The organism is Blastococcus sp. OS1-29 (assembly GCF_057628075.1).
Genome location: NZ_JBXXJK010000001.1, coordinates 837,285 through 851,520, shown reverse-complemented (window position 1 = coordinate 851,520; position 14,236 = coordinate 837,285). Strand labels below are relative to the sequence as shown.

Annotated in this window: 14 protein-coding genes and 1 pseudogene; 4 read left to right on the top strand and 11 right to left on the bottom strand. The window is 72.4% G+C overall.

Annotated elements, in window-relative coordinates; genetic code table 11:
* Positions 1-6: 6 nt before the first annotated feature.
* From AC2H4J_RS04260 to AC2H4J_RS04250, 3 genes are all read left to right on the top strand, one after another.
* On the top strand, positions 7-1,008 hold the full coding sequence (locus AC2H4J_RS04260) for an anion permease (protein ID WP_487463581.1): 1,002 nt from the start codon (positions 7-9) through the stop codon (positions 1,006-1,008).
* Complete coding sequence (locus AC2H4J_RS04255; RefSeq protein WP_487463580.1) at positions 1,008-2,429, top strand: MFS transporter; 1,422 nt, start codon at positions 1,008-1,010, stop codon at positions 2,427-2,429. Before AC2H4J_RS04260 ends, AC2H4J_RS04255 begins: the two co-directional genes overlap by 1 nt.
* Positions 2,430-2,654: 225 nt before the next feature.
* Positions 2,655-3,638, top strand: coding sequence for a sulfite exporter TauE/SafE family protein (locus AC2H4J_RS04250; protein WP_487463579.1), 984 nt, complete (start codon positions 2,655-2,657; stop codon positions 3,636-3,638).
* On the opposite strand, the gene AC2H4J_RS04245 is transcribed toward AC2H4J_RS04250, so the two are convergent.
* From AC2H4J_RS04245 to AC2H4J_RS04210, 8 genes and pseudogenes are all read right to left on the bottom strand, one after another.
* Positions 3,635-3,979: a hypothetical protein gene (locus tag AC2H4J_RS04245; protein ID WP_487463578.1), complete on the bottom strand. Its 345-nt coding sequence runs from the start codon at positions 3,977-3,979 to the stop codon at positions 3,635-3,637. The genes AC2H4J_RS04250 and AC2H4J_RS04245 overlap by 4 nt on opposite strands.
* An 85-nt stretch (positions 3,980-4,064) precedes the next feature.
* Positions 4,065-4,625: pseudogene (locus AC2H4J_RS04240) on the bottom strand (NAD-dependent epimerase/dehydratase family protein); the annotation flags it as partial.
* A 124-nt stretch (positions 4,626-4,749) separates the two neighbouring features.
* Entirely contained in the window at positions 4,750-5,250 is a 501-nt protein-coding gene (locus tag AC2H4J_RS04235; RefSeq protein WP_487463577.1) for a DUF5994 family protein, read from the bottom strand.
* Between the two features lie 222 nt (positions 5,251-5,472).
* On the bottom strand, positions 5,473-7,374 hold the full coding sequence (typA, locus tag AC2H4J_RS04230; protein ID WP_487463576.1) for a translational GTPase TypA: 1,902 nt from the start codon (positions 7,372-7,374) through the stop codon (positions 5,473-5,475).
* A gap of 98 nt (positions 7,375-7,472) precedes the next feature.
* Entirely contained in the window at positions 7,473-7,820 is a 348-nt protein-coding gene (locus tag AC2H4J_RS04225) for a hypothetical protein (protein WP_487463575.1), read from the bottom strand.
* A 25-nt stretch (positions 7,821-7,845) separates the two neighbouring features.
* On the bottom strand, positions 7,846-8,625 hold the full coding sequence (locus AC2H4J_RS04220; protein WP_487463574.1) for a DsbA family protein: 780 nt from the start codon (positions 8,623-8,625) through the stop codon (positions 7,846-7,848).
* Positions 8,615-9,118, bottom strand: coding sequence for a MauE/DoxX family redox-associated membrane protein (locus tag AC2H4J_RS04215; RefSeq protein WP_487463573.1), 504 nt, complete (start codon positions 9,116-9,118; stop codon positions 8,615-8,617). Before AC2H4J_RS04215 ends, AC2H4J_RS04220 begins: the two co-directional genes overlap by 11 nt.
* 183 nt (positions 9,119-9,301) lie before the next feature.
* On the bottom strand, positions 9,302-9,865 hold the full coding sequence (locus tag AC2H4J_RS04210; protein WP_487463572.1) for a YceI family protein: 564 nt from the start codon (positions 9,863-9,865) through the stop codon (positions 9,302-9,304).
* Between the two features lie 106 nt (positions 9,866-9,971).
* On the opposite strand from AC2H4J_RS04210, the gene AC2H4J_RS04205 reads away from it, so the two are divergent.
* Complete coding sequence (locus tag AC2H4J_RS04205; protein WP_487463571.1) at positions 9,972-10,469, top strand: MarR family winged helix-turn-helix transcriptional regulator; 498 nt, start codon at positions 9,972-9,974, stop codon at positions 10,467-10,469.
* A gap of 105 nt (positions 10,470-10,574) precedes the next feature.
* On the opposite strand, the gene AC2H4J_RS04200 is transcribed toward AC2H4J_RS04205, so the two are convergent.
* The 3 genes from AC2H4J_RS04200 to AC2H4J_RS04190 are packed head-to-tail and all read right to left on the bottom strand — an operon-like array spanning position 10,575 to position 14,199.
* Entirely contained in the window at positions 10,575-12,668 is a 2,094-nt protein-coding gene (locus tag AC2H4J_RS04200) for a xanthine dehydrogenase family protein molybdopterin-binding subunit (protein WP_487463570.1), read from the bottom strand.
* The gene (locus AC2H4J_RS04195; protein ID WP_487463569.1) at positions 12,665-13,675 is read right to left on the bottom strand and encodes an FAD binding domain-containing protein; all 1,011 of its coding nucleotides are present in this window, start codon (positions 13,673-13,675) and stop codon (positions 12,665-12,667) included. Before AC2H4J_RS04195 ends, AC2H4J_RS04200 begins: the two co-directional genes overlap by 4 nt.
* Positions 13,672-14,199 (bottom strand): (2Fe-2S)-binding protein, encoded by a 528-nt coding sequence (locus AC2H4J_RS04190; protein ID WP_487463568.1) that lies wholly within the window; start codon positions 14,197-14,199, stop codon positions 13,672-13,674. The genes AC2H4J_RS04195 and AC2H4J_RS04190 overlap by 4 nt, the downstream gene beginning before the upstream one ends.
* Positions 14,200-14,236: the final 37 nt, after the last annotated feature.

Here is a 14,236-nt window from a genome sequence, read left to right as displayed (position 1 = left end):
CCGCTGATGGATGCGGCCTTCCTCGCGCTGCTCGTCATCGTCGCGGTCGCGCTCGTCTTCGACTACACCAACGGCTTCCACGACGCCGCGAACGCGATCGCCGTGGCGGTGTCCACCAAGGCGCTGACCCCCCGGGTGGCGTTGGCGCTGGCCGCGGTGATGAACCTCGTGGGCGCGCTGATCTCGACGAAGGTGGCGGCGACCGTCGGCGGCGGCATCATCGAGCCGCCGACCGGAGCGGAAGGGCTGAAGGTCGTCTTCGCCGCGCTGATCGGGGCGATCGCCTGGAACCTGATCACCTGGTACTTCGGGCTGCCCTCGTCGTCGTCGCACGCGCTGATCGGCGGCCTCGTCGGCGCCGCCCTCGCCGCGGCCGAGTCGGTGAAGTGGATGGGCATCCTCGACAAGGTCGTCGTCCCGATGGTGCTCTCGCCGCTGATCGGCTTCGGCCTGGGCTACCTGTTCATGCTGGCTCTCCTGTGGACCTTCCGGCACCGCAACGCGCACCGCACCGAGCGGGGGTTCCGCCACGCGCAGATCCTGAGCTCGGCCGCGATGGCGTTCGGGCACGGCACCCAGGACGCCCAGAAGACCATGGGCATCATCACCCTCGCCCTGCTCACCTCGGGTGAGATCAGCAGCTTCGACGTCCCGCTGTGGGTGATCCTCGCCTCGGCGCTCGCCATCAGCGCCGGCACCTACTCCGGCGGCTTCCGCATCATCCGCACGCTCGGCCGGCGGGTCATCCAGCTGACGCCGACCGGTGGCTTCGCGGCCCAGACGGTGGCCTCCGGCGTGATGATCGCGACCGCGACGGTGTTCGCCGTCCCGGTGTCGACCACGCACATCACCACCACGTCGATCATGGGCGTCGGCGCGACCCGGCGACTGTCCGCGGTGCGCTGGGGTGTCGCGAGCAACATCGTCGTCGCCTGGATCGTGACCCTGCCCGCTGCCGGCATCGTGGCGGCGGTGGCCTACTTCCTCACCGACCTCGTCGTCGGCTGATGTCCGAGGCGTCCGGGGGCCGTGCGCGGCAACCGGTCGCCCTCGGCACGACGCAGGGCCGCTGGCTGGTCGCCGTCACGGTGCTCGCGTCGGGGATGGCGTTCCTCGACTCGACCGCCGTCCAGGTCGCCCTGCCCTCGATCGGCCGCGACCTGGACGCCTCGCTGTCCGGCCTGCAGTGGACCATCACCGGCTACACGCTCAGCCTGGCCTCGCTCATCCTGCTGGGGGGCGCCCTCGGTGACCGCTACGGCCGCCGCAAGGTGTTCGTCATCGGGGTCTGCTGGTTCGCCGGCGCCTCCCTGCTCTGCGGACTCGCGCAGGACACCGGGCAGCTGGTGGCCGCCCGCGCGCTGCAGGGCATCGGCGGGGCGCTGCTCACCCCCGGCAGCCTGGCCCTGATCCAGTCGTCGTTCCGGACCGAGGACCGCGCCCGCGCGATCGGCCTCTGGTCCTCCCTCGCCGGCATCTCCGGCCTGATCGGGCCGTTCCTGGGCGGCCTGATGGTCGACGCCGTGAGCTGGCGGCTGGTGTTCCTGCTCAACGTGCCCTTCGCGGTGGTGATCGCGGCCGTGTCCGGGCGGCACGTGCCCGAGAGCCGGGACCCCGCGGCGCACGGCCGGTTCGACTACGCGGGGGCGGTGCTGGGCGCCGTGGCCCTGGGCGGGGTCACCTACGCGCTGATCGGCGCGGGCGAGAGCCTGCTGCGCCCGGACGTCGTCGGCGCCGCGGTGCTCGGCCTCGCCGCGGCCGTCGCGTTCGTCGTCCGCGAGCGGCGCGCCCCCGGCCCGATGCTGCCGCTGGGGCTGTTCGGCGACCGTCAGTTCACCGGTGCCAACCTCGCGACGCTGGTGATCTACGGCGCGCTGGGGGGCAGCGGGTTGTTCCTCGTCCTCCAGGTGCAGACGACGCTCGGCTACGACGCCACGGCCGCCGGCGCCGCGCTGCTGCCCTCGATCGCGCTGATCACCCTGCTCTCGCCGCGGATGGGGGCGCTGGCCACCCGGATCGGCCCGCGGCTGCCCATGACCATCGGGCCGCTGATCGTGGCCGTGGGCACGCTGTGGATGGTCGGCGTCGACGGCAGCGCCCCGTACTGGATCGAGATCCTGCCCGGCTCGCTGCTGCAGGGGCTGGGCATGGCGGTCACGATCACCCCGCTCACCGCCACCGTCCTGAGCGCCGCGCCGGACGCGCTGGCCGGGATCGCGAGCGGGGTGAACAACGCCGTCGCGCGCGCCGCGCAGCTGCTCGCGGTCGCCGCCCTGCCGGTCGCGGTCGGCCTGTCCGGCGACGATTACGCCGACCCCACCGCGTTCACCAGCGGATTCCGGCTCGCCCTCCTCGCCTGTGCCGCACTCTTCGCCGCGGGCGGCGTGATCTCGTGGACGACCATCCGCAACGACGTCCTGGCACCGTGACCGCCACCACATCCCGCGCTGTGGGACGACATCCGTCATAAGTCGATCGTTCTGGTAGACATACGTCCGTGACGGCGACGGCGGTGCTCCTGGTGGGGCGGATCCACGTCGACCTGTTGCGCGTCTGCGCCAGTCGCTGTCCGGGCTCCTGACCTCCGCGTCCGCCCCTCGTTCCTCCCCGCCGTGTCCGCTCCGGCGGGTCCTCCAGATCCGGAGCCCGTTCCGTTGAAGACCCTCGTCCTGCTCGCCCTGGTCGGCCTGGGCGCCCAACTCGTCGACGGCAGCCTGGGCATGGCCTACGGCGTCACGTCCACGACGCTGCTCCTGGCCATCGGCACCAACCCGGCGGTCGCCTCGGCGACCATCCACCTCGCCGAGATCGGCACCACGCTCGCCTCGGGCCTGTCGCACTGGAAGTTCGGCAACGTCGACTGGAAGGTCGTCGCCAAGGTCGGCGTCCCCGGGGCGCTGGGCGCCTTCGCCGGGGCGACCGTCCTCTCCCGGCTCTCCACCGCGGTGGCCGCGCCGGTGATGTCGCTGATCCTGGTCTCGCTGGGCGTCTACCTGCTGGTGCGGTTCACGCTGCGCGGCATCGACCGGCGCAACCTGGGCAAGCCGATCCGCAAGCGCTTCCTCGCCCCTCTCGGCCTGGTCGCCGGCTTCGTCGACGCCACGGGCGGCGGCGGCTGGGGTCCGGTGGGCACCCCCGCGCTGCTGGCCAGCGGCCGGCTGGAGCCCCGCAAGGTGATCGGCTCCATCGACACGTCGGAGTTCCTCGTCGCGCTCGCGGCCAGCCTGGGCTTCCTGCTCTCGCTCGGCTCCCAGGGCATCAACGCGGTGTGGGTGGCCGGGCTGCTCGGCGGCGGTCTGATCGCGGCGCCCCTCGCGGCCTGGCTCGTGCGCCACATCCCGCCGCGGATGCTCGGCTCCCTGGTCGGCGGGATGATCGTGCTGACCAACACCCGCACGCTGCTCAGGAGCGACTGGATCGACGCGGCCGACCCGGTGCGCTACACGATCTACGGGCTGCTCTACGCGGTGTGGGCGGTCGCCGTCGTCCACTCGTTCCGGCAGCACCGCAAGCACCGCGCCCTGGAGTCCGCCGAGGCGGCCGCCGTCCTCGCGGAGACGGGGAACGTCGTCGCCGACGTGACCCCGGTCCACTCTCCGACGGTCAGTGCACAAACCGCCGCGCGGTTGGTGCACTAACCGTCGCTCGCTGCCAGGAGCCGGGCCTCCAGCTCCGGAGGCAGGCCGGGCTCGCTGCGGTGCGCGCCGGGCGGCAGCGGCGGCCGCTCGTGCGCGCGCTGCCACGCCCAGGTGTCGGCGACCGAGTCGCGCACCGGACGGCTCGGCAGCCCCAGCTTCCGGGCCCGCGTCGTGTCGACGTCCCAGGCGGTGCGGGCGACGTCCCGGTGCAGCCACAGCGGCAGGTGCACCCACTCCTGGACGCCGGCGGCCAGCAGGTCCACCTCCGGCACCGGCACCCACTCGACCTCGGCACCGGTGACCTCCCGGCAGATGTCCAGCAGATCGCCGAGCGTCGTCATGCCCTGCGGGGCCGGTGGTGTTGACCCCGCCGCTCTCGCCCCGCTCGGCCATCTCCACCAGCCAGCCGGCCAGGTCGCGGGCGTCGACGACGGCGATCGGCTGGTCCATCGCATCCGGGACGACCACCCGACCGCCGCGGCTGATCCGGTCCAGCCACCAGCCCAGCCGGTGGATGGGGTCGTACGGGCCGACGATGAGCCCGGCGCGCGCGGTGAGGAACCGGTCGCCGACCGCCGCGCCGATCACCCGTTCCGCGTACGCCTTGTTCGGCCCGTACTCGTCGTCGTCGGTCTGCCAGGTCGGCTCGTCGTCCTCGGCGCCGATCGGTCCGGGCGGCCAGTTCGCGTACGCGTTGAGGCTGCTGACGAAGGCGTAGCCGCGGACGTCGGCGAGCGCGGCGGCCGCGTTCCGGGCTGCGGCGCGGGACTGGCAGGAGGTGTCGACGACGAGCTCCGGCGCCCATCCGTCGAGCGCCGCCGGCAGCGCGTCGGGATCGTCTCGGTCGCCGCGCAGCGCGCGGACGCCCTCCGGTGGCGCCCCGGAGATCCCCCGGGTGAACGTCGCGACCTCGTGCCCGCGGTCCAGGGCCGCGGCGACGACATGCCGGCCGAGGAAATGGGTGCCGCCGAGGACGAGGAGTCGCATGCGGCTCACTCCAGCGGACCCGGTCCCCCGCCGTCCACCCGGTTCGCGCGCAGCAGAACGCCCTTCGGCCCCGTCCGGAGGCTCACCGCGAGCTTGCGAGTGGTGAGAGGGACGGGGTCCTCTTTCAGCCGGCCCGGCGCCCGGGCAGGACGGGGACCTGCGGGAGCGGGGTGGAGCGCGCCGCGGCGAGGACCATCTGCGGTGAGCGCGGCAGGCCACGGCGGGTGCACAGCCGCAGCGCCCGGGCACCGGTGAGGACGTCGGTCTCCGGCGGGACAACGAGCAGGTCGGCGCGCCGCCTGCCGCCGTCCCAGGTCAGGCAGACGACGCCCGGATCCATGCTGCGGAACCCGCCGGTGCGCACGATCCGGCCCCCGACGACGACCTTGCGGTCCATGGGCGCGGACCAGGCGCCGAGGGCGTAGGTGAACCGCTCGACCCGGAGGCCGCGGCGGTCCAGCTCCGCGATCAGCTCGGGCACCTCGGTCGCGAGATCCCGGCTGCGGGGGAACCAGGCGCCGTCGAAGGCGGAGTTCCCGTCACCCGCGCCGGCGCGGAGACTCACCCGGACATCGATGCCGCCCCGGAACCCCTCGTCCAGAGCCGTTCGGGTGCTCGCCGTCATCAGCGCTCGGCCGCCTTCCTCGCCTCGACCGGACCCGCGACACACGGACCCGATGCCAACGTATGCCGAGGTCAGGAGCGCGTCCTGGGAGGCGTGGCCGCGCGCGTCGCCGTCCCCCGGCCCGTCGTCACCAACCGTGACCCGACGGCCACACCGGAGCCCGCCAGCCCCGTCCCGAGCCTCATGGCGAGCTGGCGAGTCATGAGGAGGACGGAGGCCTTGTCAGGGCTTGGGCTTGCGGTTCTTTGCCTTGCCGCGCTCGGTCTGGTCCAGCACCACCTTGCGGATGCGCACCGTGGCCGGGGTCACCTCGACGCACTCGTCCTCGGCGCAGAACTCCAGCGCCTGCTCCAGGTTCAGGATGCGCGGCGGGATCAGGCGCTCCAGCTCCTCGGAGGTGGACTTGCGCATGTTGGTGAGCTTCTTCTCCTTGGTGATGTTCACGTCCATGTCGTCCGGACGGGAGTTCTCACCGACGATCATGCCCTCGTAGACCTCGGTGCCCGGCTGGACCATGAGCTGGCCGCGCTCCTGCAGCGAGAACATGGAGTAGGTGGTCGCCACGCCCTGGCGGTCGGCCACCAGCGAGCCGGTCGGCCGGGCGCGCATGTCGCCCATCCAGGGCTCGTAGCCCTCGAGGTTGTGGTTGAGGACGCCGGTGCCGCGGGTCTCGGTGAGGAACTCGGTGCGGAAACCGATGAGGCCGCGGGACGGGCAGATGTACTCCATCCGCGCCCAGCCGGTGTCGTGGTGCACCAGGTTCTCCAACCGCGCGCGACGGGTGGCCAGCGCCTGGGTCAGGGTGCCGACGTACTCGCCGGGGGTGTCGATGGTGACGCGCTCGACCGGCTCGTGCAGCTTGCCGTCGATCTCCTTGGTGACGACGGTCGGGCGGCCGACGGTGAGCTCGAACTCCTCGCGGCGCAACTGCTCGACGAGAATGGCCAGCGCCAGCTCGCCACGGCCCTGCATCTCCCAGGTGTCGGGGCGGTCGGTGGGCAGCATCCGCACCGACACGTTGCCGACCAGCTCCTGGTCGAGGCGGTTCTTGATCAGGCGGGCGGTGAGCTTCTTGCCCGACTTGCCCGACAGCGGCGAGGTGTTGATGCCGATGGTGATCGAGATCGACGGCTCGTCGACGGTCAGCGGCGGCAGCGGGCGCGGGTCGTTCGGGTCGGCGAGCGTGTCGCCGATCATGATGTCCTCGATGCCGGCGATGGCCACGAGCTCACCCGGGCCGGCGCTGTCGGCCGGGGTGCGGGTGAGACCCTCGGTCACGAGGAGCTCGGTGATCTTGACGTTCTTGATCGTGCCGTCGGTCCTGCACCAGGCGACCTGCTGGCCGTTCTTCATGGTGCCGCTGTGGATGCGCAGCAGGGCCAGCCGGCCGAGGTACGGGGACGCGTCGAGGTTGGTGACCTGCGCGCGCAGCGGCTCCTCGGCGTCGTAGACCGGGGCCGGGACGGTGTCGAGCAGGGTCTTCACCAGCGGCGCGAGGTCCGGGCTGTCGGGCGTCTCGCCGTCGGCGGGCCGCGTCAGCGACGCCTTTCCTGCCTTGCCGTTGCAGTACACGATCGGGAAGTTGAGGTAGCGATCGACCTTCTCGGGGTCCATACCAGTGCCATCGAGCAGCTCCATGAACAGCTCGTAGGTCTCGTCGACGACCTCGCCGATGCGGGCGTCGGCACGGTCGGTCTTGTTGACCACGAGGATGACCGGCAGGCCCTTGCCCAGCGCCTTGCGCAGCACGAAACGGGTCTGCGGCAGCGGGCCCTCGGAGGAGTCGACCAGCAGGACGACGCCGTCCACCATCGACAGGCCGCGCTCCACCTCGCCACCGAAGTCGGCGTGGCCGGGGGTGTCGACGATGTTGACGACGACGGGGTTGCCGTTCTCGTCGGCCAGGTGGATCGCGGTGTTCTTGGCCAGGATGGTGATGCCGCGCTCGCGCTCGAGGTCCATCGAGTCCATCACGCGGGTCTGCGTCTCGTCGTTGTCCGTGCCCTCGCCCTTGGCGCGCCCGAGAGCACCCGCCTGGCGGAGGAGGGCGTCGACCAGGGTGGTCTTGCCGTGGTCGACGTGGGCGATGATCGCCACGTTGCGCAGGTCGTCGCGGGTGGGCATGCGAAGAGGCACCTCAGGGATTTCGGGGATCCGGCGCGCTCTCGCACCGACATCGGAAGTAACGGCCGCCGGCCCGGCGACCTTCCCATGGTAGTCGCTCAGCGGCGGACGGCGTCCTGTCGCGGGCTGTCGGCCACCCCGAACGTCACCCCTGCGGCGACAACCGTGACCAGACTCACCGCCAGCCACGCCGGCAGACCGACGCCGAGCGACAGGACGTGGGCCAGGACGAACGCCGCGATGTACAGGGCACCCAGGCCGAGAGCCACCGCCCAGCCACGTCGCTGCACCCACAGCCAGGCCGCGGCGAGTCCGGCGACGGCGAAGACGAGACCGCCCAGCGCACGGTTGCCGGTGCCCTGGGCGACGCCGAAGCCGACGGCGAGGCCGATCGCGACGAGGACGGCGGAGGGAAACCGGGTGCGGGTCAGGGTCGGGGTCGACATGTCGACCAGTCTCCTACCCGTCCACCTACCGGTTCGCCGCCGCCTTGACCGCGGCGGTGAATCCCTCCGGCGTCGCCTGCGCCAGCGGCAGGTCCTTCCCGTCGATGCGGATCGTCGGCGTGCCCTGCAAGCCGGTCTTGCTGGCCGCGTCGGTGACCTTCGCGGTCCAGTCCGCGTAGTACCGGTCGCGGATGTGGGCCTCCACCGCGCCACCCGACGCGCCGGCCTGCTTCGCGAAGGCGATCAACTGGTCGTCGGGCAGGCCCGCGCTGTTCTCCGCCGGCTGGTTGGCGAACAGCAGGCCGTGGAACGTCAGGAAGGCGTCGGCCCCGGCCGCGTCCACGACCACCCCCGCAGCGTTGAGGGCGCGCGTGGAGTACTCGGTGGAGGAGAACCGGTCGAGGATGGCGATCGGCCGGTAGTTGACCTTGATGCTGCCGTCGGCCACGAGCTGGGCGACGGTGGCGCCGGTGAGCTGCTCGAACGCCTTGCACGTCGGGCACTGGAAGTCCTCGTACAGGTCGACCGTCACCGGCGCGCTCGCCTGACCGACCTGGACCGCGGCGCCTCCGGCGACGGTGTGCCCGGGCACGGGTGCGGTGGCCGACGTGGTGGTGCGCTGGGTCTGCACCACGATCACGACCACGACGGCGATCACCACGAGCACCGCCGCCGCCACCCCGCCGACGATCGCGCGTCGCCGGCGTTCGGCCTGCGCCTTGGCCGCCGCCTCGGCGGCGCGCTTCTGGGCGATCCGCTGCTGGGCGGAGGCGCGCTTGGTGGAACCCGACCGGTCAGCGGGCACGGAGCAGCTCCTCGTGGGTCGGCAGGGGGTGGTGGTACGTGCTGAGCGCCAGTCGCGACCGGGGCCACCGGGCGAGGGCCAGTGCGATGACGAGCAGGACGACGTCCCGCCCGATCTCGGCCGGGTACGCGGTCTGCCCCGCAGCGACCTCTCCGCCGTTGCCGAAGCACCCGCAGTCGATCTGCAGCCCCCGGGCCCAGGCGGAGCCGACGCCCACGAGGAAGACGATCAGGAGCACGGACGACGCGAGGGCCGCCGTCCGCACGAAGACCCCGAGGAGCAGCGCAAGACCGATCGCGATCTCCACTGCCGGCAGCCCGAACGCGACGGGGGCGACGAGTGCCTCGGGGAGCAGCCGGTAGGCGCGCACCGCCCGGACGGCCTCTGCCGGATCGGGCAGCTTGAGCGCGCCGGCGACGACGAACACGCCGCCCAGCACGATCCGCGCCGCGGTCGCGGTCCAGAGGGCGACCGCGGCCGCGTTCCATCGCACACCGTCATAGTCGAACGACGGCGCGGAGAAGTTCCCGGGACCTCCCGGTCGCCGACCCGGGCCGAAGGTCCCGCGATCGCCCCGAACGCCACGAGGGCCCCGGGCGTATCGCCCGGGGCCCTCGGAAAATGCCCACTGCCCCCCCACCACTCGCAGGCTCGCGGCGGGACCCGGCAGCGGACGTCAGGCGGTGCGGAGCACGGCCTCGATCTCGAGCTCGACGTTGATCTTGTCGCTGACGACGACGCCGCCGCCGTCCATCGGCATGTCGATGTCGACACCGAAGGCCTTGCGGGAGATCTCGGTCTTGGCGGAGAAGCCGGCGCGCGTGCCGCCGTAGGCGTCCGGACCGAAGCCGTTGAGCTCCAGCTCCAGGGTGACGGGCTTGGTGATGCCCTTGATGGTGAGGTCGCCCTCGACGGTCCAGTCGGCGCCGTCGGTCTTGACGGCCGTGGAACGGAAGGTCATCTCGGTGTGGTTGCCCACGTCGAAGAAGTCGGCGGAGCGGATGTGCGCGTCGCGCTGCTCCTGGCGGGTGTCGATCGAGTCCATGTTGATGGTGGCGGTCACGCTGGACTGCGTCGGGTTCTCGGCGGTGACGAGCTCGCCGGAGAACTCGCGGAAGTAGCCGCGGACCTTGCTGACCATCATGTGGCGGACCGAGAAGCCGACGGTGGAGTGAGCGGCGTCGATGTCCCAGGTGCCGACGACGTAGCCGGGGACCTGGACGGTGGTGGGGCTGGTCATGAAATGCCTCCGAGAAGTTGTTGAGCGTTTGACCTTCTGCTCGACCGTAGCGTAGTTGAAGGCTTGAGTATTCCGCCAGTACTCTTGAGTCATGACAGTGCAGGTGTTGGCTGAGTCACACGACCGCGGGCACGAAGGTGCCGCCGGTGAGCCCCGCTGGCTCGACGAGGAAGAGCAGAAGGCCTGGCGGGCGTGGCTGTTCAGCTCGATGCTGCTGCAGGACCGCCTCGACCGGGAGCTGACCCATGGCACCGGTATCTCGCACGCGTACTACGAGATCCTCGTGGCGCTGTCGGAAGCGCCCGAGCGGATGATGCGGATGAGCGAGCTCGCCGACCGCTGCCTGTCCTCCCGCAGCCGCCTCTCGCACGCGGTGTCCCGCCTGGAAGAGCGCGGGTGGGTGCGCCGGCAGGTCTGCGCCGAGGACGGTCGGGGTCAGCTCGCCGTCCTCACCGACGAGGGCTTCGCCGCGCTGGAGGCCGCCGCGCCGGTGCACGTCACGAGCGTGCGCACCCACCTGTTCGACCAGCTGACCCCGCAGCAGGTCGAGAACATGCGCGACATCGGCGAGACCCTCCTTCGCCACCTCGACCAGCAGCCCTGAGCAGGGTGTCCTGCGGCGTGGGGGCCGGAGGGCTCCCTGCGCGGGACACGACAGGGCTCCGCTCACGTGGGGGACGGCTCCTGGTCGCGGTGATGGCGCGGCGCGTCATCGAAAGTATTTGTCGGGGGTGATGGGCAGGTCGCGGACCCGCAGGCCGGTCGCGTGCCAGTACGCATTGGCGACGGCGGCCGCGGCGCCGGTGATGCCGATCTCGCCGATGCCCTTGAGCCCGAGCTCGTTGGCGAGCTCGTCGGGGTGGTCGAGCCAGGTGATGTCCAGCTCGCCGATGTCGGCGTTGGTGGCCACGTGGTACTCGGCCAGGTCGTGGTTGACGTAGTGCCCGTACCGCGGGTCGGTCACCGTCTCCTCGTGCAGGGCCATCGAGACGCCCATGCTGAACCCGCCGAGGAACTGCGAGCGCGCCGTCTTCGCGTTCACGATCGTGCCCGCGTCGTACACACTGGTCGCCCGCGGTACCCGCACCTCGCCGGTGTCCGCGTCGACCCGCACCTCGACGAAGTGGGCGCCGAACGCGTGCATCGAGTGGGTCTGCGCGGCGGGTGTCTTCCCGTCGAAGCCGCCGTCCACGGTGATGCCGTCGCCCGGCAGCTGGCCGCCGAACTCCTCGGAGATCCGGCGCCTCAGGTCGCGGGCGGTGAGCACGATCGCCGATCCCCACGAGGCGAGTCCGGTCGACCCGCCGGCGCCCCCGGCCCTGGGCAGCCGGCTGTCGCCGATGTGCAGCTCGACGGCGTCCATCGACACCCCGAGCGCGTCGGCGGCGATCTGGGTCAGCGCCGTCCATGCGCCGGTGCCGATGTCAGAGCCGTCGATCTCGACGACATGACGGCCCCGGCCGTCCACCGAGATCCGGCACTGCGCCCTGCGCCGCCGGGTCGGATAGGTCGCCGCGGCCACCCCGGTGCCGACGAGCCAGCGCCCCTCGGCGCGCATCCGCGGGCGGAGGTCACGCCCGGCCCAGCCGAACCGCTCGGCGCCGGTGCGCAGGCACTCGACCAGGTGGCGGCTCGACCACGGCACGTCGCGCTCGGGGTCGCGCTCGGGCTCGTTACGGATGCGCAGCTCGACGGGGTCCACGCCGAGCGCGACGGCGAGCTCGTCCATCGCCGACTCGAGTGCGAACATGCCCGGGGTCTCCCCCGGCGCCCGCATGATGGTCGGCGGCGGGACGTCGAGCCGGGCCAGCCGGTGCGTCGTCCGCCGGTTGGCCGCGCCGTACAGCACGCGGGTGGGCGTCGCGGTCTGCTCGGCGAACTCGCTGATCTTCGACGTGTGCTCGACGACCTCGTGGCTGATCGCGGTGATCCTGCCCTCGGCGTCGGCACCCAGGCGCAGCCGCTGGATGGTCGGGGTCCGGTGCCCCACGAGGGAGAACATCTGCTGCCGGGTCAGCTCGAACACGATGGTCCGGCCCACCACGCGGGCGGCCATCGCAGCGAGCATCTGGTTGGGATGGGTGAAGGCCTTCGACCCGAACGCGCCGCCGACGTAGGGCGAGATGACCCGCACCTGCCCCTTGTCCAGCTCGAAGCCGGTGGCCAGGTCGTCGACGATGGTGTGCGGCCCCTGGTTGGCGTCCCAGAGGGTCAGCGAGTCGCCGTCCCAGCGGGCCATCGAGGTGTGCATCTCGATCGGGTGGTTGTGCTGCGTCGGCGTCTCGTAGGTGGCGTCGATGCTCACCGCGGCGGCGGCCAGCGCGGTGTCGACGTCGCCGATCACCGAGTCGGTGTCGAAGCCGGCCATCAGCTGGTCGGGTGCGTAGAGGTCGTGGCGGTCAGCGGTGAGGACGACGTCCGGCTCCTCCGCCGCGTACTCCACGACGACCGCGCCCACCGCGGCCTTCGCGATCTCCGACGTCTCGGCGATGACCGCCGCCACCACCTGCCCCTGGTAGTGCACGTCCAGGGACTGCAGCACCGGCAGGTCCGACGCGAGCCCCTCGCCCAGCCGCGGCGCGTTCGCCGGGGTCAGCACCGTCAGCACACCCGCCATCGCCTCGGCGCGGGCCTGGTCCAGCCGGGTGATGCGGCCCCGGTTCACCGTGCTCTGGACGACGGCGAGGTGGCAGATCGGCTCGCCGGGGTCCTGCTCGTAGGCGTAGGGCGCGGTGCCGCGCACCTTGGCGGGGCCGTCGATGCGGTCGACACCGGCGCCGACGACGCGGTCCAGGGTGGTCATCGGGTCGCCCCCGTCAGGTCGGGCCCCACAAGACCGAGCAAGGTGCGGACGACGACGTTGCGCGCCATCGGCACCTTCCAACCGTTGTCCCGCAGCGGGGTGGCCGCGGCGAGCTCCTCGTCGGCGGCGGCCGCGAACGACTCCTCGGTGGCCGGCCGGCCGCGCAGTGCCTCCTCGGCCGCGGTCGCCCGCCAGGGCTTGTGCGCCACTCCCCCGAGCGCCAGCCGGACGTCGGCCACGACGCCGTCCTCCACCCGGAGCGCAGCCGCGACGCTGACGAGCGCGAACGCGAACGAGGCCCGGTCACGCACCTTGCGGTAGCGGGAGGGCATGCCCGGTGCGGGCACGTCGATGGCGGTGATCAGCTCGCCGTGCCGCAGCGTCGTGTCGCGGGAGGGGTCGTCGCCGGGCAGCCGGTGCAGCTCGGCGATCGGGATCGCGCGCTCGCCGTCCTGACCCAGCACGCGCACGACGGCGTCCAGCGCGACCATCGCCACCGCCATGTCCGACGGGTGGGTGGCGACGCAGGTGCCCGGCCCCTCGAGGGTCTGGCCGAGGATCGCGTGGTTGCGGTGCACGCCGTCCAGGGCACCGCAGCCGCTGCCCGGCGTCCGCTTGTTGCACGGCTTGGTGACGTCGGTGAAGTAGCCGCAGCGGGTGCGCTGCAGCAGGTTCCCGCCGGTGGTGGCCCGGTTGCGCAGCTGCCCGGAGGCGCCGGCGAGCAGCGCCTGGGAGAGCACGGGGAACCGTTCCCGAACCTGCGGGTCGGCCGCCAGGTCCGCGTTGGGCACGCCCGCGCCGATGCGCAGGCCGCCGCCCGGCAGGTCGGTCACCTCGCGGGAGGTGAGCTCGCGCACGTCGACCAGCAGGTCAGGGGTGGCGACGCCGAGCTTCATCAGGTCGACCAGGTTCGTGCCACCGCCGAGGAAGGCGCCGTCCGGGGCGCCGGCCAGCAGGGCGACGGCGGAGGCCGCGTCGTCCGAGCGCTCGTAGCGGAACTCCCTCACCGCCGCACGCCCTCGGCCTCGGCGACCACGGCCACCGCCGGGACGATGTTCGCGTAGGCGGCGCAGCGGCACAGGTTGCCGCTCATCCGCTCGCGGATCTCGGCATCCGAGAGGTCCACAGCGTGGTCGGCGACATGTGCTTCGGTCACCGCGCTGGGCCAGCCGGCGCGGGCCTCGGCCAGCATCCCGGCCGCCGAGCAGATCTGGCCGGGCGTGCAGTAGCCGCACTGGAAGGCGTCGTGCTCGACGAACGAGCGGTGCAGGGCGTGCGGCCGGTCGGCGGTCGCCAGCCCGTCGGAGGTGGTCACCTCGGCGTCCCCCACGGTGACGGCCAGGACGAGGCAGCTGTTCACGCGCCGCCCGTCCAGGAGAACCGTGCACGCACCGCACTGGCCGTGGTCGCAGCCCTTCTTCGGGCTGGTGTTGCGCAGCCGCTCGCGCAGCGCGTCGAGCAACGTGGTCCGGGTGTCGACGGTGAGCGGGTGCGCCGCCCCGTCGACCCGGAGGGTGATCTCGGTGTCCACGGGGCGCTCCTGCCCCGCCGACGGGTGTGGACAAACG